This window comes from Dietzia sp. IBK-p2-15D, assembly GCF_057773105.1.
Map to the genome: position 1 here is coordinate 441,340 of NZ_JBYMTK010000002.1, position 20,600 is coordinate 461,939.

General features: G+C 72.8%; 24 protein-coding genes. 11 read left to right on the top strand and 13 right to left on the bottom strand.

All coding sequences use genetic code 11. The features are described 5' to 3' along the window. Positions 1-174: 174 nt before the first annotated feature. Positions 175-2,352 (top strand): N-acetylmuramoyl-L-alanine amidase, encoded by a 2,178-nt coding sequence (locus AC3DEV_RS04940; protein ID WP_488371458.1) that lies wholly within the window; start codon positions 175-177, stop codon positions 2,350-2,352. A 180-nt stretch (positions 2,353-2,532) separates the two neighbouring features. Here the strand turns inward: AC3DEV_RS04940 and AC3DEV_RS04945 are convergent, their stop codons facing one another. Then, positions 2,533-3,366 (bottom strand): HAD family hydrolase, encoded by an 834-nt coding sequence (locus AC3DEV_RS04945; protein WP_067714844.1) that lies wholly within the window; start codon positions 3,364-3,366, stop codon positions 2,533-2,535. Then, a complete protein-coding gene (locus tag AC3DEV_RS04950; RefSeq protein WP_173674785.1) occupies positions 3,363-4,184 on the bottom strand; it encodes a lysophospholipid acyltransferase family protein in 822 nt (273 codons plus the stop codon). The genes AC3DEV_RS04945 and AC3DEV_RS04950 overlap by 4 nt, the downstream gene beginning before the upstream one ends. 62 nt (positions 4,185-4,246) lie before the next feature. On the opposite strand from AC3DEV_RS04950, the gene AC3DEV_RS04955 reads away from it, so the two are divergent. Next, positions 4,247-4,762, top strand: coding sequence for a PaaI family thioesterase (locus AC3DEV_RS04955; RefSeq protein ID WP_069388726.1), 516 nt, complete (start codon positions 4,247-4,249; stop codon positions 4,760-4,762). Positions 4,763-4,840: 78 nt separating this feature from the next. Here AC3DEV_RS04955 and serS read toward each other — a convergent pair whose 3' ends face one another. Both serS and AC3DEV_RS04965 read right to left on the bottom strand, forming a co-directional pair. Beyond that, positions 4,841-6,103, bottom strand: a complete 1,263-nt coding sequence (gene serS / locus AC3DEV_RS04960; protein ID WP_488371459.1) for a serine--tRNA ligase — start codon at positions 6,101-6,103, stop codon at positions 4,841-4,843. Between the two features lie 60 nt (positions 6,104-6,163). Next, on the bottom strand, positions 6,164-6,607 hold the full coding sequence (locus AC3DEV_RS04965) for an ankyrin repeat domain-containing protein (RefSeq protein ID WP_067714851.1): 444 nt from the start codon (positions 6,605-6,607) through the stop codon (positions 6,164-6,166). A 47-nt stretch (positions 6,608-6,654) separates the two neighbouring features. On the opposite strand from AC3DEV_RS04965, the gene AC3DEV_RS04970 reads away from it, so the two are divergent. Together AC3DEV_RS04970 and AC3DEV_RS04975 are read left to right on the top strand one after the other, a co-directional pair. Then, complete coding sequence (locus AC3DEV_RS04970; protein ID WP_241742416.1) at positions 6,655-7,773, top strand: septum formation family protein; 1,119 nt, start codon at positions 6,655-6,657, stop codon at positions 7,771-7,773. Then, on the top strand, positions 7,770-8,120 hold the full coding sequence (locus AC3DEV_RS04975; protein WP_067714854.1) for a metallopeptidase family protein: 351 nt from the start codon (positions 7,770-7,772) through the stop codon (positions 8,118-8,120). Before AC3DEV_RS04970 ends, AC3DEV_RS04975 begins: the two co-directional genes overlap by 4 nt. Positions 8,121-8,195: 75 nt before the next feature. Here the strand turns inward: AC3DEV_RS04975 and AC3DEV_RS04980 are convergent, their stop codons facing one another. The 3 genes from AC3DEV_RS04980 to AC3DEV_RS04990 are packed head-to-tail and all read right to left on the bottom strand — an operon-like array spanning position 8,196 to position 10,317. Further along, a complete protein-coding gene (locus AC3DEV_RS04980; protein WP_472981880.1) occupies positions 8,196-8,828 on the bottom strand; it encodes a histidine phosphatase family protein in 633 nt (210 codons plus the stop codon). Further along, positions 8,825-9,757: a prephenate dehydratase gene (gene pheA, locus AC3DEV_RS04985; protein WP_488371460.1), complete on the bottom strand. Its 933-nt coding sequence runs from the start codon at positions 9,755-9,757 to the stop codon at positions 8,825-8,827. The genes AC3DEV_RS04980 and pheA overlap by 4 nt, the downstream gene beginning before the upstream one ends. 20 nt (positions 9,758-9,777) lie before the next feature. Beyond that, positions 9,778-10,317, bottom strand: a complete 540-nt coding sequence (locus AC3DEV_RS04990) for a hypothetical protein (RefSeq protein WP_313312550.1) — start codon at positions 10,315-10,317, stop codon at positions 9,778-9,780. A 67-nt stretch (positions 10,318-10,384) separates the two neighbouring features. On the opposite strand from AC3DEV_RS04990, the gene AC3DEV_RS04995 reads away from it, so the two are divergent. From AC3DEV_RS04995 to AC3DEV_RS05005, 3 genes are all read left to right on the top strand, one after another. Then, positions 10,385-11,077, top strand: a complete 693-nt coding sequence (locus tag AC3DEV_RS04995) for an APA family fibronectin-binding glycoprotein (RefSeq protein WP_463666933.1) — start codon at positions 10,385-10,387, stop codon at positions 11,075-11,077. A 22-nt stretch (positions 11,078-11,099) separates the two neighbouring features. Further along, complete coding sequence (locus tag AC3DEV_RS05000) at positions 11,100-11,939, top strand: CPBP family intramembrane glutamic endopeptidase (RefSeq protein ID WP_182634520.1); 840 nt, start codon at positions 11,100-11,102, stop codon at positions 11,937-11,939. A gap of 223 nt (positions 11,940-12,162) precedes the next feature. Next, positions 12,163-13,587 (top strand): LCP family protein, encoded by a 1,425-nt coding sequence (locus tag AC3DEV_RS05005; RefSeq protein WP_488371461.1) that lies wholly within the window; start codon positions 12,163-12,165, stop codon positions 13,585-13,587. 10 nt (positions 13,588-13,597) lie between these two features. Here the strand turns inward: AC3DEV_RS05005 and AC3DEV_RS05010 are convergent, their stop codons facing one another. The 4 genes from AC3DEV_RS05010 to AC3DEV_RS05025 all read right to left on the bottom strand — a co-directional run bounded on the left by AC3DEV_RS05010 (position 13,598) and on the right by AC3DEV_RS05025 (position 17,335). Next, positions 13,598-14,494 carry a DUF8176 domain-containing protein gene (locus AC3DEV_RS05010; protein WP_488371462.1) on the bottom strand — a complete coding sequence of 299 codons (897 nt, stop codon included), beginning with the start codon at positions 14,492-14,494 and terminating at the stop codon, positions 13,598-13,600. A 164-nt stretch (positions 14,495-14,658) separates the two neighbouring features. After that, positions 14,659-15,570 carry a DUF5926 family protein gene (locus AC3DEV_RS05015; RefSeq protein WP_413957249.1) on the bottom strand — a complete coding sequence of 304 codons (912 nt, stop codon included), beginning with the start codon at positions 15,568-15,570 and terminating at the stop codon, positions 14,659-14,661. Between the two features lie 88 nt (positions 15,571-15,658). Continuing rightward, positions 15,659-16,489 (bottom strand): glycerophosphodiester phosphodiesterase family protein, encoded by an 831-nt coding sequence (locus AC3DEV_RS05020; protein WP_259822261.1) that lies wholly within the window; start codon positions 16,487-16,489, stop codon positions 15,659-15,661. Positions 16,490-16,492: 3 nt separating this feature from the next. Beyond that, entirely contained in the window at positions 16,493-17,335 is an 843-nt protein-coding gene (locus AC3DEV_RS05025; RefSeq protein ID WP_488371463.1) for a DUF4328 domain-containing protein, read from the bottom strand. A 60-nt stretch (positions 17,336-17,395) separates the two neighbouring features. On the opposite strand from AC3DEV_RS05025, the gene AC3DEV_RS05030 reads away from it, so the two are divergent. Both AC3DEV_RS05030 and AC3DEV_RS05035 read left to right on the top strand, forming a co-directional pair. Next, on the top strand, positions 17,396-17,764 hold the full coding sequence (locus AC3DEV_RS05030; RefSeq protein WP_488371464.1) for a DUF488 domain-containing protein: 369 nt from the start codon (positions 17,396-17,398) through the stop codon (positions 17,762-17,764). 201 nt (positions 17,765-17,965) lie between these two features. Continuing rightward, positions 17,966-18,169 (top strand): cold-shock protein, encoded by a 204-nt coding sequence (locus AC3DEV_RS05035; RefSeq protein WP_007629661.1) that lies wholly within the window; start codon positions 17,966-17,968, stop codon positions 18,167-18,169. Between the two features lie 149 nt (positions 18,170-18,318). Here the strand turns inward: AC3DEV_RS05035 and msrA are convergent, their stop codons facing one another. Next, the gene (msrA, locus tag AC3DEV_RS05040) at positions 18,319-18,996 is read right to left on the bottom strand and encodes a peptide-methionine (S)-S-oxide reductase MsrA (RefSeq protein WP_374210747.1); all 678 of its coding nucleotides are present in this window, start codon (positions 18,994-18,996) and stop codon (positions 18,319-18,321) included. A gap of 74 nt (positions 18,997-19,070) precedes the next feature. Here msrA and AC3DEV_RS05045 point away from each other — a divergent pair, with 74 nt between their 5' ends. Beyond that, on the top strand, positions 19,071-19,274 hold the full coding sequence (locus AC3DEV_RS05045) for a hypothetical protein (protein WP_206474421.1): 204 nt from the start codon (positions 19,071-19,073) through the stop codon (positions 19,272-19,274). 13 nt (positions 19,275-19,287) lie between these two features. Here the strand turns inward: AC3DEV_RS05045 and AC3DEV_RS05050 are convergent, their stop codons facing one another. Then, on the bottom strand, positions 19,288-19,731 hold the full coding sequence (locus AC3DEV_RS05050; protein WP_256821334.1) for an NUDIX hydrolase: 444 nt from the start codon (positions 19,729-19,731) through the stop codon (positions 19,288-19,290). Positions 19,732-19,889: 158 nt separating this feature from the next. Here AC3DEV_RS05050 and AC3DEV_RS05055 point away from each other — a divergent pair, with 158 nt between their 5' ends. Then, complete coding sequence (locus AC3DEV_RS05055) at positions 19,890-20,492, top strand: superoxide dismutase (protein ID WP_067714888.1); 603 nt, start codon at positions 19,890-19,892, stop codon at positions 20,490-20,492. Positions 20,493-20,600: the final 108 nt, after the last annotated feature.

Consider the following 20,600-nt stretch of genomic DNA (forward strand, 5'->3'; position numbering starts at 1 on the left):
ATCCCTGTAGTCCCAAGATTCACGTCTTTATCACTTGGTTTCACGAGTTTCTTGGATAACATTGACCCCGTTCGTCACATTCGTCCCAGTGGTCGCGCTCCGGTGCGGCCTCCGGGCAGTTGTGCCCCGCAGGTGAGCAGCTTCGGGACACAGACATCTGATCTGGAGAAGCCCTTGAGAACACGACGCCGCCCCCTGTACGTCAGTGGTCGACGCCGGACCCTCGCCCTGGCGGTGGCGGTCGCGGCGTCCGTCGTCACGCCCCTCGCCGTGCACGGGGCGGACCAGGTCGTCCAGTCCGGCGACGACATCGCCACCACTGCGGGCAGCGCCCTGCCCACCGCCGAGACCGAGGTCCCGCTGGCCGAGGCGCCTCCGGCCGTCGGCGTGGAGACCGACATCGCCTCCGGCGGCACCACGGTCCGCCAGGTCACCTCCGACACACCGTTCTCGATGGCCGGCGTCACGTGGAAGGGGCACAACCCGGCCGCCGTCGCCACCCTGCGCGCCCAGAACCCCGACGGCTCGTGGGGCCCCTGGTACGAGGCCGAGTCCACCGACGGCAAGGGCGAGAGCGTCACCGGCACCGGTGGCACCGAGCCCGTCTATCTGGGGACCGACACCACCGCCGTCCAGATCACGCTCTCCGGGATCGACCTCGCCGACTCCTCGCTGGCCGACGCGCCCGAGGTCACCGTCCCCGACGACGAGGCCGCCCCGGCTCCCACAGAGCCCACCGAAGACGCCGCTCCCGCCGCCGCTGATACCGGCGCCGCTGATTCCGCCGCCCCTGACGCGGACGTCGCGGCCACCCGCGCGGCCGAACCCGCCGCTCCCCGGACTTCTGCTCCCGCCGGCCCGACGTCCGAGCCGGCCCGGCCGGCCGCCGCCGGCACCCCGCCGGTGCCGACCCGCTACGCGGACATCAAGCCCGTGGCCGAGACCTCGGGCCTCGGCGCCGGCTCGGGCAGCACCGATTCGATCGAACCCGCCTCGGTCAAGGCCGTCCTGCTCTCCCCCGACGACACCCCGACGCCCGATCCCGAGGCGTTCGCCGACATCACCGCCTCCGGCGGCAGCGGCACGCACGGGGACATCGCGGCCAGGCAGCCGTCGATCATCTCCCGCTCCGGCTGGGGCGCCGACGAGTCGATCCGCTGCCGCAGCGCGAGCTACGACCCCACCCTCGCCGCGGCGGTCGTGCACCACACGGCGGGCAGCAACAACTACTCCCGCGAGGGGTCGGCCAGCGTCATGCGCGGCATCTACACGTACCACGCACGCACGCTCGGCTGGTGCGACGTCGGATACAACGTGCTGGTCGACAAGTACGGCCAGGCCTTCGAGGGCCGCCACGGAGGACTCAGCCGCAACGTCCAGGGCGCCCACGCCGGCGGCTTCAACGGCAACACCTGGGGCATCTCGATGATGGGCGACTACTCGACCGTCTCCCCGTCGGACGCCACCGTTCGCAAGGTCGGCGAGATCATCGGCTGGCGCCTGTCCGTCGCCGGCGTCGACCCCAAGGGCACCGACACCCACTACTCCGAGGGCACCTCGTACGCCAAGTACTCGTACGGGACCGCCGTCCGGCTGCCCAACATCTTCGCCCACCGCGACGTCGGCCTCACGTCCTGCCCGGGCAACTCCGGTTACGCCAAGATGGGCCAGATCCGCGACATCGCGGCCTCCTACGCCAAGAGCGGCGGGGGCGGCGCCCCGGCCCCGACCCAGCCGAGCCCCAGCCCGGGCACGGGCGGTGGCACCGGTGACGGCGGTGGCACGGGTGGTGACGGCGGTGGCACGGGTGGTGGCACCGGTAGCGCGGATCTCCCGTCGGTCATCACCCAGGGAAGCGTCCAGGAGGCCGTGACCTCCGCACTGCGGACCGTCCTCACCGGCGGCAAGCTCGATCCCGCGACCCTGACCCGGATCCTCACCGGCGGCAAGTCGCTGTCGGACATCCCGCTCGACGCGGGGTCGGTGCAGGACGCCATCGGCCTCGACGCGGGCTCGGCGCAGAACGTACTCAGCCGCGACTTCTCCGGCCTCGCCCAGAAGCTGTCCGGCCCGCTCGGCAAGGCACTGTCCGGAGTCCAGCGCTTCGGCGACGTCTCCCTGGTCAAGCACGAGAACGGCGCGCTGTACTCCTCCCCCGAGACGGGCACGCACCCCGTGTGGGGCGTGATCGGTGACGCGTGGGCCGCCCAGGGCTTCGAGCACGGTCCGCTCGGACTGCCGGTCTCCGCGGAGGCCGAGCGCGCCGACGGAACGGTCGCCCAGCGGTTCGTCGGCGGCACGCTGGTCTACGACCCGGCGACGCGGGAGCTCACGGTCGAACCGAACCCCTGATCCTCGGCCGGCGCCGCCCGATCACCGGGCGCGCGCCGGCCGACCACATCGTGCGGACCGGGTCCCACCAGGTGTGCACCCCTCCCCCACCCGGGGCGGCGTGCACACCGGGGAAGTGGTGGGGACCGGTCCGCATCCCATTTCGACCCATTTCGACAGGGCCCCGGTCGGGTCAGGCGCTCAGCCCCACCAACGCCGTAGGACGTGCGCGATCCCGGCTTCGTCGTTGGTGAGCGTGACCTCGTCGGCGGCCGCGTGCACGGAGGGGATCGCGTTGCCCATCGCGACCCCGTGATCTGCCCAGCGCAGCATCTCCAGATCGTTGGGCATGTCGCCGAACGCGACGGTGACCGGAACCGCGTCGGACGGGACGGCCGCGCCGGCCGCCGTCCCCGCCGCGATCCGGGACAGCCCACTCGCCTTGGTCACACCGCGGGCCGCGAACTCGATCAGCCCGTCGGTGGTCGAGTAGGTGAGATCCGCCAGGTGGTCCACCTCCCCGCGCAGTGCCGCCACCATGTCGGCGCTCGGCATACCGGGAACCCGGGCGAGCAGTTTGAGCACCGGCTCGGAGAGGACCTCGTCGTGACCCACCTCGAGGTGCGCGGGATGGATCCAGGCGTGTTCGTAGTCCGGGCTGGCCACGAAATCGGCATCCGCGGCGTCGGCGCCCAGGCGCTCGGCCGCGATCCCGCTGCCGGGCAGCAGCCTGCGCAGCACCTCGTCGATCGCGGCGAGCGTTTCGGGATCGAGGAGACTGGTGGCCAGGAACTCGCCACTGTCGGTGTCCATGATGACGGCTCCGTTGGCGCAGACCGCCAGGGGCGCGACGGGCAACTGGTCGACCACCTGGGGCAGCCAGCGTGGCGGGCGTCCGGTGGCCAGGACGAACGTGGCCCCGTCCGAGACGAGGTCCGCCACGACGGCCCGGTTCGCGGCCGGGACGAGGTGATCGTTGTCGATCAGGGTCCCGTCGACGTCGGAGGCGACGAGCAGCGGTCGGGAACGGGTCACGGAGCGTCCGGGCCCGCCGGTCCCTCCGGCTCGTCACCGGCATCGGCATCCGGGTCGACTGCCTTCTGGGCACGGCGTCGCATGCGCTCGGCGTGCTCGGCCTCGTCCAGGGCGGTGGCCTCCTCCAACGTGGGGGCGGAACCGCCGAGGCGGGCGGGCACCCAGTTGGCGCCGGCCGGGTAGGCGCCGTAGCGCTCCGCGTACTCCTGTTGGAGGCGCTCCAGGGTGGCCTGGATGCGGGAGCGCAGCTCCTCGGTGCACTCTTCGACGGGCTCGTAGGCCCGCATCGGCTCGCCGACCTCCATCATGATCGGCACCTTGGGGCGCAGGAGCTTCTTGGGCAGGCCCTTGGTCCACACCCGCTGCGATCCCCACAGGGTCACGGTGATGATGGGGACATCGGCCGCCAGTGCCATCCGCACCGCACCCGACTTGAAGCCCTTGACCTCGAAGCTGCGGCTGATGGTGGCCTCGGGGAACACACCGACCAGCTCGCCGGCCCGGAGACGGGCGACGGCCTCGTCGAAGGACGCCTTGCCCGCCGTCCGGTCGACGGGGATGTGCTTGAGCTCGCGCATGATCGGCCCGGACACCTTGTGGTCGAACACCTCGACCTTGGCCATGTAGCGGATGAACCGCTTGTGCACGCGCGCCGGAATGCCGCCGTAGACGAAGTCGAGGTACCCGGTGTGGTTCATCACCACCACCGCCCCACCGACCTCGGGGAAGTTGCGCTCCCCGCGAATCGTGAGGTCCAGGCCCTGGACCTTGAACATTGTGCGGGCGAACCCGATGATCCCCGTATAGAGCAGCTCCACGGCCACCAGCGTAGCCGCCCGCACCGACACGGGTGCCCGCCCCTGCCGGTAGGTTCGGCGGGGTGGATGACGCCCCCTTCGATTCGGTCGACCCGGTGGCACGCGGCCGCCACTACTCCTGGCCTGCCCTGCCGGATGCGGCCGAGCGCAGCGTGCACGCGGGTCTGGAAGCGCTGCGCCTCATCATCGACGGCGAGCGACACCTCTCCCCCGGCGCGCACACGCTCGGCGTCCGCTTGTCCGCGGCCGAGGTGGGCGCGGTGACCATGACGGCCGAGCCCGCGGAGTGGGCGCTGAACAACGGCGGGACCGTCCACGGCGGGATCGTCTCCGGGTGGGTGGACACGGCGCTCGGCTACGCGACGGCGACGGTCGTGGAGGAGGGCGTCGGCTACAGCACCCTCGACCTCACCGTGCGGTACATCCGGGCGCTCCGGTTGGAGCGCACGCCCGCCACGATCCGCGCGGAGGTCGAGCACGCGGGCCGGTCGACGTGCGTGGTGCAGGTCCGGGTCACCGACACCGACGGCCGGACGTGCGCCAGCGCGAGCGGCGTGATGATGCTGTTCCGCCCGTGACCCGGGCGGCGGCCCGCGAGGCGTCCGAAGACCTCGTCGTCGTCCCCGGACACCCCGGCGACCACCCGCGGTTCGTGGTCAGCGGATCGGCTCGAGCACGTCCTTGCCGACGAACGGCCGCAGCGCCTCCGGCACCACGACGGAGCCGTCGGCCTGCTGGTGGTTCTCGAGGATCGCCACCAGCCACCGCGTCGTGGCGAGGGTGCCGTTGAGGGTGGCGGCGGTCTGCGTCCGACCCTCGTCATCGCGGTACCGTACACCCAGGCGGCGGGCCTGGAACGTCGTGCAGTTGGAGGTCGAGGTGAGCTCGCGGTAGGTGCCCTGGGTGGGGACCCACGCCTCGCAGTCGTACTTCCGGGCCGCCGAGGAGCCGAGGTCGCCACCCGCGATGTCGATGACGCGGTACGGCAGGCCCATCGCCTCGAGCATCTCCTTCTCGAAGCCGAGCAGTCGCTCGTGCTCGGCGTGCGCCTCCTCGGGCTTGCACCACGAGAACATCTCCACCTTGTCGAACTGGTGGACGCGGATGATGCCGCGGGTGTCCTTGCCGTGGCTCCCGGCCTCGCGGCGGAAGCAGGAGGACCAACCGCAGTACCGCTTCGGCCCGTCCGACAGGTCGAGGATCTCGCCCTGGTGGTACCCCGCGAGCGCGACCTCGGACGTGCCGACCAGGTAGAGGTCGTCGGCGTCGAGCTTGTAGACCTCGTCGGCGTGCGCGCCGAGGAACCCGGTGCCCTGCATGATCTCCGGTCGCACCAGGACGGGCGGGATCATCATCGTGAAGCCGTTGGCGGTCGCCTTCTGCGCCGCCAGCTGCAGCATGCCCAGCTGCAGCAGCGCGCCGTAGCCGGTGAGGAAGTAGAAGCGCGCGCCGGAGACCTTCGCTCCGCGCTCCATGTCGAGCAGCCCCAGGCTCTCGCCGAGCTCGAGGTGGTCCTTCGGCTCGAAGTCGAAGGTCGGGATCTCGCCGACGCGCTCGATCTCCACGAAGTCGTCCTCGCCGCCGGCGGGCGTGCCCTCCTCGACGACGTTGGACAGCAGCCGCTGGAGTCGCTCGACTTCCGCCGCGGCGGTCTTCTCGGCCTCCTCGGCGTCCTTGACCGCCTGCTTCAACGCACCCGCGGCCTCGAGCAGCGCGGGACGCTCGTCGGGCGAGGCCTGTCCGACCTTCTTGCCGTGGGCCTTCTGTTCGGCGCGGGCCCCGTCCGCGGCCGCGATCGAGGACCTGCGGGCCTCGTCGGCGGTGAGCAGCTGGTCGACCAGCGACGGGTCCTCACCACGGGTGCGCTGGGAGTCGCGGACGACGTCGGGGTTCTCGCGGAGCAGCTTGAGATCGATCACGCACCTCAGCCTAGCGGCCCCACCCGGCCGGCCCGAGCCGCGACCGTGGCCGCAGGTGGATCAGACGCCGAACAGCTCGAGGAAGGCGTCCTTCTCGAACATGCGCGCGGTGTCGACCGCGGTGGGTGTCCCGCCGTAGGGGTCCGCACCGGCCTCGAAGAGCGCGCGGACGACCTCGCCGTACCCCTTGAACACCGCTCCCGCCAGCGGCGTCTGGCCCCGGTCGTTGGCGCGGTCCACCTCGGCGCCGCGTTGGAGCAGGGCGCGGACGGTGTCCGGGTGCCCGTTGTAGGCGGCGAGCATCAGCAGGGCGTCGCCCCGCTCGTTGGTGAGGTCCGGGCTCACCCCGGCGTCGACATACGCCGCGAGCCGCTCGGTCTCGCCGTCGCGGGCCAGCTGGAACAGCATCTGTGCGAACTCGAGAACCTCCGGGTCCACCCCGTCCCGCGGCGAGCGCACGTCGCCGTCCGCACCGGCCGGCTCGTCGTGGTTCTGTCCGCTCATGCAGTGGATCCTATCGGGACCGCGCGATTGCGGCATCATGGAAGGCGATGACCACTTCCACCCGATCGTCGCGCCGTGGTCGATCGCTGCTCCGCACACGGGGCGCGGTCATGGCCTCCCTCCTCGCCATCCTGTCCGGCGGGGCGGTCACCGGTGCGCTCATGGCGTCGGCGATCAACGATCCCAATTCCTCCCGCGCCGAGCGCATCGCGGCGGTCGTCCCGCAGGTCGACCCGCGCACCCTGTCGGGGCCCGCGTACGCCGAGGCCGCGCCGGGTACCTGCCTGACCTGGTCGCTCGACGCCGCGGACCGCGTCACCTCGTTCGACACGGTGGACTGCGCCGAGCCGCACCGGTTCGAGGTGGCGGCCCGGATCGACCTGTCGCAGGTGCCTGGCTTCGGGGAGGGCGCGCCGCTGCCGGTCAGCGCCGAGCTGGCGCCGGTGGGGACCGAGCGCTGCCTCCCGCTGATCTCCAGGTACGCCGACGGGCGCGAGGTCGACCCCGACGGCCGTTTCACCGGGCTCGTCGTGCCGCCGTCCGAGGAGGGCTGGGACAAGGGCGACCGCAGCGTGCTGTGCGGTGTCGCCGCCGCCGAACTCGACGGGCGCTCCGCCCTGTCGACGGGCACGTTCGCCCAGGCAGACCAGCACCGCCGATGGGAGCCGGGTACCTGTCTGGGCTTCACCGACGAGGGCCTGCCCGGCGCGACCACGCCCTGTTCGGAGGACCACTCGATCGAGATCGTCGCCGACGTGGACGTCTCCGCCGTGTTCCCGGAGGGGCCGGTCCCGCCGGACCCCCGCCAGCAGTCCGAGCTCACGGCCGACGCCTGCCGGGAGGCCGGTGTCGCCTACCTCGGTGACGCCGAGGCACTGCGGCGGACGACCCTCATCTCGACGCTGGTCAACCCGATCTCGGAGGTCTCGTGGCAGACGGGTAGCCGGACCGTCAACTGCGGGTTGATGAAGGCCGCGGAGCCCGGGCCGTTCGCGGTACTCCGGGGATCGGCGCGCCAGGGCGTGCTGGTCGACGGAGCCACCCCGGTCGCTCCCACCACCACCCAGATCCCGCCGCCGGGTCAGCCGCCGGGGGGCGTCCCCGGAGCCCCGACCGACACGGGCCAGGGCACGGTGTCGGTACCGGTGCCCGGCGGGACGCCGTGAGCCTCCGCGTCACCGAGACGCGATTCGAGGAACTGGTGGACGACGCGTTGGACTCGGTGCCCGACGCGCTGTTCGAGGCGATGGACAACGTCGTCGTGCTCATCGCCGACCGCCACCCGGACGAGCCCGACCTGCTGGGCCTGTACGAGGGGGTGGCGCTGACCGAGCGTGACACCACCTACTCGGGGTTCCTCCCGGACACCATCACGATCTACCGGGGCGCACTGTGCGCGTTCTGCTCCACCGAGGAGGAGCTGGTCCACGAGGTGGCGGTGACGGTGATCCACGAGATCGCGCACCACTTCGGGATCGACGAGGAGACGCTCCACGCGCTCGGCTGGGGCTGAGCCCGATCGGGGCTGAGCCCGATCGGGGCTGAGCCCGATCGGGGCAGAGCTCGATAGGGGCTGAGCTCGCCGCCGTCAGTACCCCGGCCGCCCCAAGTGGTCGCCCCACCGCTCGCACGCCCAGCCGCCGCCATCCGGCGCGAGCTCGATGACCCCGCAGTTGGGGATCCGGTTGTCCAGCGCCCACTGCGAGGGGACGGCGCCGGCGAACACGGCGAGCATCCGCATGAGCGTGCCGTGCACCACCAACACCACGTCCACGGCGTTGTCGAGATGGGACTCGCGCAGCTCGGTGATCAGCGGCATCGCCCGGTCCCGCACGTCGAGGGCGCTCTCGCCGTCGGGGAGCCGGGAGTCGAGGTCGCCGAGTTCCAACCAGTCACGCACCACCCGGTTGTAGGCCAGGAGCGCCTCGGCACCGGTCCGCATCTCGTAGCGGCCGGCCTGCACCTCGTGGACGCCGGGCACGGCCTGGGTGGGCAGGCCCATCTCCCCGGCGATGAGCCCGGCGGTCTCGCGGGCGCGCGCGGCCTCGGAGCTGAGCACGACGGACGGCCTGATCCCCGACCCGGCCAGCTCCCCGCCCACCAGCCGTGCCTGATCGCGTCCGAGGTCGGTGAGCGGCGCGCCGGGCAGGGCGGTGTCGAGGGCGCCGGCGACGTTGGACGGGGTCTGTCCGTGGCGGACCAGGTGGAGGCGGGCGCTCACCCCGCGTCCTCCCCGCGTCGCAGGCGGTCGAGCCAGTCGATCTCCTCGGCGCGGTCCGGTGGGGGCGCACCGGCCTCACCGCCGCCGGCGACGGGCCACGACCCGAGGTAGCGCAGGTCGGCGGTCCGGTGACGCAGCGCGACGAGCGCCTCCGCCACCGCGGGGTCGTCGATGTGCCCGACGAGGTCGACGTGGAACAGGTAGGTGAACCGCTCGACGCGGGTGGGCCGGGAGCCGATGCGGGTGAGGTCGATGTCGCGGATCGACAGTTCGGTGAGCGCCTGGACCAGCGAGTTGGGCTCGTGGGGCAGCCCGAAGATCACGCAGGTGCGGTCGCTGCCGGTCCGGGGCGGTGGCGGGGCGGGCCGTCCGACCAGCACGAACCGGGTGCGCGCCCCGCCGATGTCGGCGACGTTCTCGGCGAGCGGGACCAGACCGTTGATCTCGCCGGCCCGGGCGGGCGCGGCGGTGGCGTCGGCGGTGCCGGCGGCGACCTCCTCGGCGCCGGCGGCGGTGGAGGAGGTCGTCTCGATGTGGGCCCGGGGCAGGTTCATCCCCACCCAGCGGCGGACCTGCGCGGCGGCGACGGGGTGGGTCCGCAGGACGCGCACGTCGTCGGCGGCGGTGCCGGGCCGGACCAGGATGGCGAACACCACGTCGAGTTCGGTCTCGGCGAAGATCTGCAGCGGGTCCCCCACCGCGAGCGCGTCGCTGGTGGGGTTGACGGTGCCGTCGACGGAGTTCTCGAACGGCACGCACGCGTAGTCCGCGGTGCCGGCGCGGACCATGGTCAGCGCCTCGTCGGGGGTGCCGGCGGGGACCGCCTCGGCATCGGCGAGCAGCACCGAGGCGCGCGCGTCCGCGCGGAGTCGGTGCAGGGCGGCATCGGTGAAGGTGCCGGGCGGGCCCAGGTAGGCGACGGTGACCACGACGACAAGCCTAGCCAGCGTCAGGGACCGTCGACCGACGCGAGGTCCGCCGAGACGGCGTCGACCAGGCCATCGGGCACGAGGACGGCCGTGACCACGTCGCGGATCGCCTCCCGGGCCGACCTCGACAGGCCCAGGATCCGGGCCGGGTCCGGTCCGGCGAGCGCCGCGCGGACGTCCGCCCCGGTCATGGCCGCCACGGCGCTGGCCAGGATGGCCCACACCTGATCGGCGTCGGCGCAACGGGGCACCAGCCCGGAACCGAACCCGACCCCGGAGTGCGCGGCCACGGCCAGCAGGTCCGCGAGGTGGTCGGCGGCGGGCCCGGGGCCCGCCAGCCCGGGGGCCACGTCGACGACCGCGGGGGTTCCCGCGGCGAGCACCCCGGCCACCGCGTCGAGCGCGGGCAGGCCGGTGGCGGCCGAGGGTTCCACCTCGACCGGGGCGGGCGCCGACCAGCGCGCCAGGGCCGACACAATCGACGCCTCGTCCACCACGAGGTCGTCCAGCAGATCCGGCCGGGAGGGCCCGCGACCGAGCAGTTCGAGCGACACCGTCATGGCCTCAGGTCTACACCCCCCGCGATGACCCCAGGGCCACACCCCGCACGTTGCTACGCTCTCCCCGATGGGTACCGACGACTCCCCCGTGCCGGAGTACGCGGCCGACTACACCCCCGCGCCGGACGACGCCCCGGACGCCTCTCACCTCACGCCTGAGGAAAAGCGCGGGCCGCGCACCGTCCACGTGGCACTGGGGTTGCTGGCCGCGTTGCTCGTCGCCGCCGTGGCCACGAACCCCGCGTCGGTGCTGCCCCGGGACTCGACCCTGTCCGGCACCTACTACGTCGACGAGGACTCCGGGCTCGAGCTGCAGGTGCCGGTCGGCTGGCGTGTGATCGACGACCCGGAGTTCGGCAGTGTGCAGCTGAGGCCGGTCGGCACCGGCCGGGCCCTGGACACCCGCATCCTCGCCGGTCCGCTGGACGCCGGGATCGCCGCCGCCGCGATCACCGATGACCAGGGGGCCGCGACCGCGCTCGCGGAGACCATCCAGTTGTACGTCCTGGGCGTGTCCGGGACCCGTGACGAACAACGGGTGGTCCCCGTGGACAACGAGGCGGGCACGGGCGCCGCGATCTCCTACGTGGTGGTCCCGGACGGCATCCCAGACCAGGACTCCGGCGGGTTGGTGTACACCGCCGTATTCGGTTCCGAGGACAGCCGGTGGTGGGTGGCGTACGTGACCACCGCGCAGCAGTCCGCTCCCGGCGTCCGGTGGATGGACCGGGTCGTCGACCACGTCCGGCTCCCCGAGTGACCTGGTGGAGGTGAGCGGGTCGATGCCACCGGCCCGGGGCACAGGACGGGTCTGCGCAGCCCTCTCGCCCCGCGAGGCGTTCGCCCGGTACGCGGCTCGGTTCGACCCGGTGACCGACCCCCGTGTCCGCCGGCTACTGGTGGCCGAGCTCGTCGTCGTCCTGGCCGTCACCTTCGGCCTGTCCGGCGCCTACGCCGTCCTCGACCTGGTCTCCGCGCTTCTCGCACCCGCGGACCTCGGGGAGCAGACCGCCGCTCTCAACGTCTCACGCTCGGAGCACTCGTGGCTCGACCTGGCCTACCAGGCGCTCGGGGTCCTGCGACTGCTGGCGTGGGCGCTGCTGCCGCTGGTGTTGCTCGCCCATTCCGGGCTCGGCGCGCGGGCCGTCGGGCTCGTGCGCGACCGTCCGGGCCGTCAGATCGCGTGGGGGCTCGCGCTGACCGCTGTCATCGGCGTCCCCGGGCTGGCGTTGTACCTCGGCGCGGTCGCCGCGGGCGTCAATCTGCAGGTGTCGGCATCGGGTCTGGGCGAGACGTGGTGGCGGCCCGTCGTGCTGGTGCTGTCCGCTGCCGGCAACGGCGCCGCCGAGGAGATCCTCGTGGTGGGGTACCTGCTCATCCGGCTGCGCCAGCTGGGGGTGCCGCCCGCACTGGCCCTGGCGGCCAGCGCCCTGCTGCGCGGGTCGTACCACCTCTACCAGGGGTTCGGCGGCGGGCTCGGGAACCTGGCGATGGGTGTGGTGTTCGCGTTGTGGTGGATGCGGACCCGCCGGTTGTGGCCGCTCGTGCTGGCGCACACGCTGCTCGACGTGGTCGCGTTCCTCGGCTACGCGCTGCTCGCCCCGCACCTGTCGTGGCTGTGACCGCCCGACTCGTCGCTGTGACCGCCCGGCCGCCGCTCCGCGCCCCGTACCGCTTAAGGTTGCGCGTCCCGATTGGTCCATTCGGGCAGCGCACCTGGCCGAATCGCGTACATAGGGGCAGCACACCCCGGCGCAGCGGGGCGGCCCCCGCGGTTGTGACGCGTGTCCCGCCGGGGCCGTGGGACCCGCCGACCGCGGCACCGGGCAAGTAGAGTCCGATCCCATGACCGACGACTCCAGGCGCCGGCACCTCACGCCGGAGGAGGCCGCCGAGCTCCGGCGACGCGCGCGCGAACGCCGTGGCTACGCCGACCCCGGCGCGCCGCGGGACCCGTCGGCCAGGCCCGACCGGGGCGACCGGGCCGCCCGGCGGGACCCTCGAGACGCGGGCCGTGAGCGTCCGGTGGGTCGCACCGGCTATCAGCCACGCCAGCAACCGGAGCCGCTGTCCCCGGAGGAGCGGGCCCGCTACGCCGCCCGGGACCGCCGCGACCCGCGCGCCGGACGCGACCCCCGCGACCCGCGTGCCGGGCGCGACCCCCGGAACCCGCGGCAGCCCGCCGGTGCACGGGCCGGCTCGCGCGACCCCTACCGGGGGCCCGTCGACCGCCGCGGCCGGCGACCCGACCGTCGCCCCCCGCGCGGGGCGGCGGGGACGCCGCGCGGCCCCCGCAGCCGCCGCACCCCGCGGCGCCGGATCGGGCCCCTGCGGATCCTCGGACTGGTGCTGGTCGTCGTGCTCACGCTCGGGGTGGTCAGCGTGCTGTGGGCGGACTCGAAACTGCAGCGGATCGACGCGCTGACCGACTACCCGGGTCGAGGCGGCAACACGCCCGGCACCGTCACCCTGTTGGTGGGCACCGACTCCCGCGAGGGATTGACCGCCGAGCAGCAGGCCCAGTTGTCGACCGGGTCCGAATCGGACGCCGGCGGCAAGCGCACCGACACGATGATGCTCGTCTACACCCCCCGCGGCGGGGACCGGACGATGCTCATCTCCCTACCCCGTGACCTGCTGGTCGACATCCCCGGTTACGGCGAGAACAAGCTCAACGCGGCCTACACCTTCGGCGGTCCACCCCTGTTGGCGCAGACCCTGGAGCAGCAGTCCGGGGTGCGGATCGACCACTACGCGGAGATCGGGTTCGGCGGCTTCGCCGGGATCGTCGACGCGGTCGGCGGCGTGGACATCTGCATCGACGAGCCGATCAGCGACCCGCTCGCCGGACTCGACCTCGCCGCCGGGTGCCAGACGCTCGCCGGCCCGCAGGCGCTGGGCTTCGTGCGCACCCGCTACGGCTTCGCCGAGCAGGACCTGCAGCGCGTCCGCAACCAGCGCCAGTTCCTCGGCGCGCTCATGCGCAAGACGCTCTCGCCCGGGAACCTGCTCAATCCGTTCACGGCCGTGCCCCTGGTGAACTCGGCGTCGGAGGCGGTCACCGTGGACACCGGCGACCACATCTGGAACCTCGCCATGGTGATGCGTCGACTCAGCGGTGACCCGCTCACCGTGACCGCACCCCACGACGGGATGTCCTCCGGGTCCGTGGGCTCGTACCTCGTGTGGGGCCCCACGACGACCGGGTTCTTCGACGCGGTGGCCTCCGGGCGGACCCCGGGACCGGAGTTCCTCGACACCGGGCCGTGAGCGGCGGAGCTCAGCCGGCTGGGGTGATGGAGACGATCCCCCACGTGCCGTCGGGGTTCTCGGCCACGCGGACGCGCTGCCGGATCAGCACCGGGTCGGCCCCCGGCGGGTACTCGGTGAGGTCCACCTCCAGCAGGGTCGGTGACAGTTCTCGTACGTCCACGCAGTGAGTGGTGCCCTCGGGGACCCGCTCGACCCCCTCGACGCGCAACTGCTCCTCGGTCATCCGGCTGGAGGGGGCGACCGCCTCGAAGGCCTTCTCGGCCGAACGCTCCACGTAGTAGGCGTGATCGAAGGCCAGCACCGCCCCGGCCGGCGTCTCGAGCGAGCCCGGCCCGGAGCCCACCACCCGGCCGGGTTCGGCCACCTCCACGCACCCGGTGTCCCGCTCGTCCGCCGGGCTGACGGCCCCTCGCGTCACGACGAACCCGAGGACCGCGGACCCACCCAGCACCGCGACCCCGGCGGCCGCCAGCAGGGCGATCCGCGCCGGGCGGCGATCGAGCACCGCGGGAGCCGGCGACGGTTCGTCCTCGGGGAGGTCACGGTCCGCGGCCGGGGCCCCGAGCGAGAGGGTGGACAGGTCGTCCGCCTCGCGCCGGGTGCTGCCGGTCCCGGCCGGCGCCGCCGAGGTGCGCGGCTCCCCCGCCGTCGGGGCGTGTGCATCGCCGCCGGCGGCGCCGAGGGTGATGCGGGTGGGGGGCGGGGCATCGGCGGACGGTTCGGGCTCACCTGACCCGGCCCGCCCGGTACCCGGGCCACCGGCCTCACCGGCCGACCGGCCCGCGGCGGGGACGCCTGGCATCGCGTGATCGGGGGTCGGCCCGGTCCGCAACCACGGCGGAACCGTCACCTCCGGGAGCCGGGGGGCCTCGTCGTCGTCGCCCGTCCTCGGCCGGTCGGCCACGCCGCCCCACCCCCTCACTCCACTCCGCGTCGACTCATCGCGTCACGGGTCATCGCGTCACAGTCGACCGCGGTCGCCACCGGAGTGGATCCTAGAGGCCGCCGCGCCCGGCCGGGGGTTCATACCGCAGGGGCCGGGCGCGCGCAGCCCGCGGGAGCGGCGGTCTAGCGGAGGGTCACCTGCCGGGCACGCAGACCGTCGCGGGAGGAGCGCTCGTCCGAGGTGAGGGGCGTGTCGTCGGCCAGCGCCTCACGCAGCGCGGCGTCGAGTGCCTGCAGACCCGGCGCCCATTCCTGGTGGTGCATCTCGCGGTCCAGGTCGAACACCGGCACCAGCACCCCGTGCGTGCGGAACGACCCGGCGAAGCGGGACCCCTCACCCAGATGGAGCGCACCGGCGGCGTGCACGCGGGCGAGGGCCTCGAACAGGTCGTCCTCGTTCTCCGGCCGCACCCAGCGGATGTGTGCCTTCTCGCCGGCGTCGACCCACCAGGCGGCCTCGATGCCGTCCGCGGAGACGCGCGCCGACGGCATCATGACCTCGTTGGCGTTGCGGATCGCCTGCTCGATCTCGGGCCCCACGTCCACGCCGTCGGCGACCCACCACGAGAAGTCGTCGTGGACGACGATCTCCAGCGGCGCATCGGCGACCACGACGTCGGCCAGTGCCGGGGTGGAGTCGGTCGGGTGCGACGAGGTGAGGGTCTCCCCGCCACCGGCGCGGGTCGCCCAGTCCACCGCGTAGGCCAGATCGACCGCGGGGTCCGGTCCGTGGACCTGCACCTGCAGGCCGACCATGGCCTGGCCGCCGAGCTCCTCGTCGCGGACCAGGCCCGCGATGGCGCCTGGCAGCACGGTCGCCAGCGTGACCTCCCGCCCACCGTCGACCGTGGTGAGGCGCGCGGTGGCCGACGGCACGAACTCGCGCATCGCCACCATGTCGCATTCCCCGGCGAACCCGGCGAACGGCCGCGGCTCGACGCTCAGTTCCTCACGCTCGGCCGCGCGCGCGGCGATCTTGGCCTGGCGGTTGCCGCCGGCCTTGGGCTCGTTGTTCCGATTGCGTCTACCCACGATCACCACGATACGGTGCGCCCCCGCCGACCGCCCGCGTAGGCGTCGGACTCGAACCCGGACTCGGGCCCGGGCTCGGCCGGCCCGCCCGTCAGGCGCCCGCGGGCCCCTCGGTCCGGGGCGCGCCGCCGTCGAGGACGGTCAGCGCGCGCGAGGGGACGTTGGTGCCGACCCAGTCCACGCCGAGGTCGCGGCACAGCAGCAGGTCGGCGGGGTCGTCGACGGTCCAGCAGTAGGTGCCCATCCCCCGCGACCGCCAGTACTCGACCAGCCACGGCCGCGCCCGCAGCGTCCCGATGCTCGGTCCCATCAACTGGGCGCCGAACCCCTCGGCCGGCCACGACTTGACGACGTTCCTACGCTCGCGCAGCTGCACCGTCGGCACGTCCGGGGCGAGCCGCCGGAAACGCCGCACGGCCGCGACCGAGAAGCTCATCATCACCGCACGTGAATCGGCGAACGACGTGGCCCGGTCGAGGCCGAAGTACGTCAACTCGTCGCGCAACGCCGTCTCGACCCGGCCGCCGGACGGCACCGGGTGCTTGGTCTCGAGGAACAACCGGACGTCCGGGTACGCCTCGGCCATGACGAGGAAGCTGCGCAGCGTGAGCACCGTTTCGGGGGCGCGGTGCACGGGGTGCCACGACCCCACGTCGAGCGCGGAGATCTGCTCGAGGGTGCTGGCGTGGACCCAGAGATCCCTGTCGGCGACGCGGGTGGTGCGGGGGTCGTGGAGCAGGACGGGCACGCCGTCGGAGGTGAGGCGGACGTCCACCTCGAGCGCCTCGGCGCCCTGCTCGAGGGCCTGCTGATAGGCGACCCGGGTGAGTTCGGGGAATTCCGCGGAGGCGCCGCGGTGTGCGACGACCCCGCTGCGGGTGGAGACGGGCGAGGGCAGGTGGGTGGTCGCGGGGACCGTCACGTCTCAATCCTTCCGGGTTGCTGACGCTTCCAGGATCCCCGCCGCGATGAACCTGCGGGTGAACCGCGGGGAAGGGTCACTGAAACTCCTCATGACGCCCCGGGTCTCCCGGACCGCCCACGCCGCGGCGAGTGCGGCGAGGGCGGTGAGCAGCACGGTGTCCGCGGCGGCCTGGGGGCCCTCCCCGCTGCCGCGCCACAGGGCGACCGCGACCGTCAGGGCGTTGACGGCCCAGGCCACCCACCACCGCCGGAGGTCCGATCGGGACGGGGCGCGGGTCGACGCCCGGCGCAGTTCCTCGAGGTAGACGGGCAGGCGGAAGAAGTTGACGACGACGAGGAGGGCACCCACCCACAGGCCCGCCCGTGACCGGGGGTCCCGAACCGGTGCGAACGCCCGTCGCCGCATCTCCACCAGCCAGACCGTCGCCGTGACGGCTGCGGCGACGCCCACGGCGATCGCGACGATCCCCGTCACCCAGACCAGGGCGGTGGTGAGGGCCTCGAGCCACCACGGCGCGAGCCGGTCGGCGTACCAGACCAGGGCGGCGTAGCGCAGTCCGTGGGCCACCGCGGTGGCGAGGAACCAGGCGCCGGCCGCCCGCATGATCCCGGGGGCGGCGGTGGCGAGCCGGGCGGGTGCCGGTCCCGCCGGCTGCTCGAGGTGGCGCGGGATCGCGACCGGCGGCAGCCCCCACCGCGGGGTGCCGGGGTAGGCCGGGGTGCGGTCGCGCCACGCCGGCCCGGTGCGGTGCCGCGGGACGGGCGGCCGCGTCACGGGCGTCGGGGGTCGCCACGGCGGGTGGGCGACCCAGCGCCACTGCCCCTGACGCCGCGGTGTGGTCATGTCGACCATGCTGGCACAGCCCGGGTGGCGTTCGACGGCGGTGTGCCGGAGCCTGGGTCCATGTCCGTGTACTGCGTGCGCGTCCACGACCTCGTCTCGGGAGAGGCCGACCCGGCGGGGGCCCACGTCGTCCTCGTGGACCGGCTGTGGCCGCGCGGCGTACGCAAGGACTCCCTCGGTCACTACGACTGGTGCCGGGACGTGGCTCCGTCCGCCGACCTGCGCCGGGGGTTCCACCGCGGTGAACTGGACTTCGAGCACTTCGCGGAGAGGTATCGGGAGGAGTTGTCACGCGATCCCGCCGCCGGGGAGGTGGGCCGCCTGGCGACGCTGGCGGCCCGCGGCGACCTGGTGTTGGCCTATGCGGCGAAGGACACCGAGCACAACCACGCCCTCGTTCTGGCGGACGAGATCAGGCAACACATGTAGCCGTCGTCACATCAGGGGTGACGGATCGCAAGGGCGTGTGTATGGTCTTCCTCAGTAGTTGAAATCGTTCGTTGTATTTCTGTAGATCCACCGTCCTCGAGAGAGGGCAGTGCGGCACCGCAGGGAAACACACAGCACGCTCTCTGCTGCAGCACCTGGTTCCCCGACAAGCGGGGCACCGACTCTCGAAAGGACGCCAATATGGCTACCGGCACCGTTAAGTGGTTCAACGCTGACAAGGGCTTCGGCTTCATCGCCCCCGACGACGGCTCGGCCGACGTCTTCGCCCACTTCTCCGCCATCCAGGGCTCGGGCTACCGCTCGCTCGAGGAGAACCAGCAGGTCTCCTTCGACGTCGCGCAGGGCGCCAAGGGCCTGCAGGCGGAGAACATCACCCCGATGTGATCTGTGACGTCAGAGTGATCTGACGTCCTTCAGACTCCACGAGAGGGCCCGGCAGGAGAGATCCTGCCGGGCCCTTTCGCATGCCCGCTCCGTCTGACCCTCGGTCCGGCCATCCGCTCCCGCGCCCGGCCAGGCGCGGGAGCCCCCGGTCAGATGGGGCAGGCGACGCCGCTGCGGACGTGGCAGTCGTAGCCGCCCGGGTTCTTCACCAGGTACTGCTGGTGGTAGTCCTCGGCGTAGTAGAAGGTGCCGGACCGGACCTCCCCCAGCTCGCCGATCTCGGTGGTCAGCGGGCCGTAACCGGCCGCGTCGAGCTCCTGCTGGTACCCCTCGGCGATGCGACGGGCCGCCTCCAGCTGCTCCGGCGTGGTGGTGAAGACGGCCGAGCGGTACTGCGTGCCCATGTCGTTGCCCTGGCGCATCCCCTGCGTGGGGTCATGCCACTCGAAGAACGTGGCCAGCAGCTTCTCCACCGGCAGCACCTGCGGATCAAAGACCACCAGCACGGCCTCGGTGTGGCCGCTCGCCCCGGTGCAGGTCTCCTCGTAGGTGGGGTTCGGCGTCCACCCGCCGGCATACCCGGCGGCGGTGGTCCAGACCCCGTCGAGCTGCCACAGGATCTTCTCCGCGCCCCAGAAACACCCCATGCCGAGCACGATCGTCTCGTGGCCCTCCGGGAACGGCGGGACCATCGGGTTTCCGGTGACGATGTTCGCCGACGCCACCGGCACCGGGTCAGCGCGGCCCGGGAGCGCCGCCTCGGCGTCGACGACCGTGGTCGCGGTTCGCATGGCGGAGTGTCTGATCGCGTCTTGTAGCCAGCCCATGCCGCCAGGGTAACCCTCCGGCCCATTCGTGATCCGGACGTGATGTGACCAATGCCATAGTCGGCGCTAGGGTGGTGACCAGTTCGACCGAGGGGGAGCTCGACGTGACCGCTACACAGCCCGCCGCGCAGCGCCTGCGCGCCATCCTCGACGGCGAGCCGCCGCAGCCCTTCGAGGGGTCCGGCTGCAGCGATCACGTCCGTCGCCGCAACCTCCACGTGAGTGTCGCCGTCGCCCTGGCACTCCTGATCGTGCTCGTCGTCCTCCTGGTGATCTGACCAGGCACGGTCATCACGTCAGACAGTCGCGGGCGACGCGCACCAGCAGGGGGGCCCACGGCGCACACGCGTCCTCCGGCAGCGTCGCGATGTGGGCCACCTCCGCGGCCGCGACCCAGCGCAACTCCGCTATCTCGGCCCGGTGCCGCTGCCCACCGTCCACCTCGGCGGCGAAGACCTCGGAGACCAGGGAGAAGCCGGGCTCGTTGGCGGTCGCGGTGTCGAACCGCCCCAGGGGGGTGAGCCGATCGGGGGCGATGATCACCCCCAGTTCCTCGTCGATCTCCCGGGCGGCGCACGCCCGGGGCGACTCCCCGGCCTCCCACTTCCCGCCGGGCAACATGAACCGGTCGGTGCCCGCCTTGCGGACGGTCGCCACCGCCCCGTCGGGTCGGGTGAGCACGACGGCCGACACGGAGATGATGCCGCCGGCCGGGGCCGTATCAGAGTGATCCACGACCCCGATCATGGCAGGCCATCGGCTCGGGCGGCAGCCGGCGGTCGCGCAGCACGACGCACCGGTGGACGGATCACTATGGTGGAGGTGGACGTCGTGACGGGCGCCACGGGGACTCCAGTGCGCAGCCCGCCACCCAACTGAAAGGACACTCCACTATGGCCGAGTACGTTCTTCCCGATCTCGACTACGACTACGGCGCTCTCGAGCCGCACATCTCCGGCGAGATCATGGAGCTGCACCACTCCAAGCACCACGCGACCTACGTCAAGGGCGCGAACGACGCCATCGAGCAGCTCGCCGAGGCCCGCGAGGACGGCAGCATCGCCGCCAAGGCCCCGCTGCTGAGCAAGAACCTGGCCTTCCACCTCGGTGGCCACACCAACCACTCCGTGTTCTGGAAGAACATGTCGCCGAACGGTGGCGACAAGCCCGAGGGCGAGCTGGCCGCCGCGATCGACGCCGAGTTCGGGTCGTTCGACAAGTTCCAGGCCCACTTCAACGCCGCCGCCACGACCCTGCAGGGGTCGGGCTGGTCCGTCCTGGGCTGGGACCACATCGGGCAGCGCCTGATCATCCAGCAGCTCACCGACCAGCAGGGCAACATCTCGATCAACATCACCCCGCTGCTCATGCTGGACATGTGGGAGCACGCCTTCTACCTGCAGTACAAGAACGTCAAGCCGGACTACGTCAAGGCCTGGTGGAACGTCATCAACTGGGCGGACGTCGCCGAGCGCTACGCCGCCGCCAAGGGCTGAACACCGGCCTAGCGCCTCACGGCTCAGCAGAGCACGCAGCGGCCCGGGTGGGGACCTCCCCACCCGGGCCGCTGCTCGTTTGTCGCCCGGCCCGCCCGTCCGCCCGGC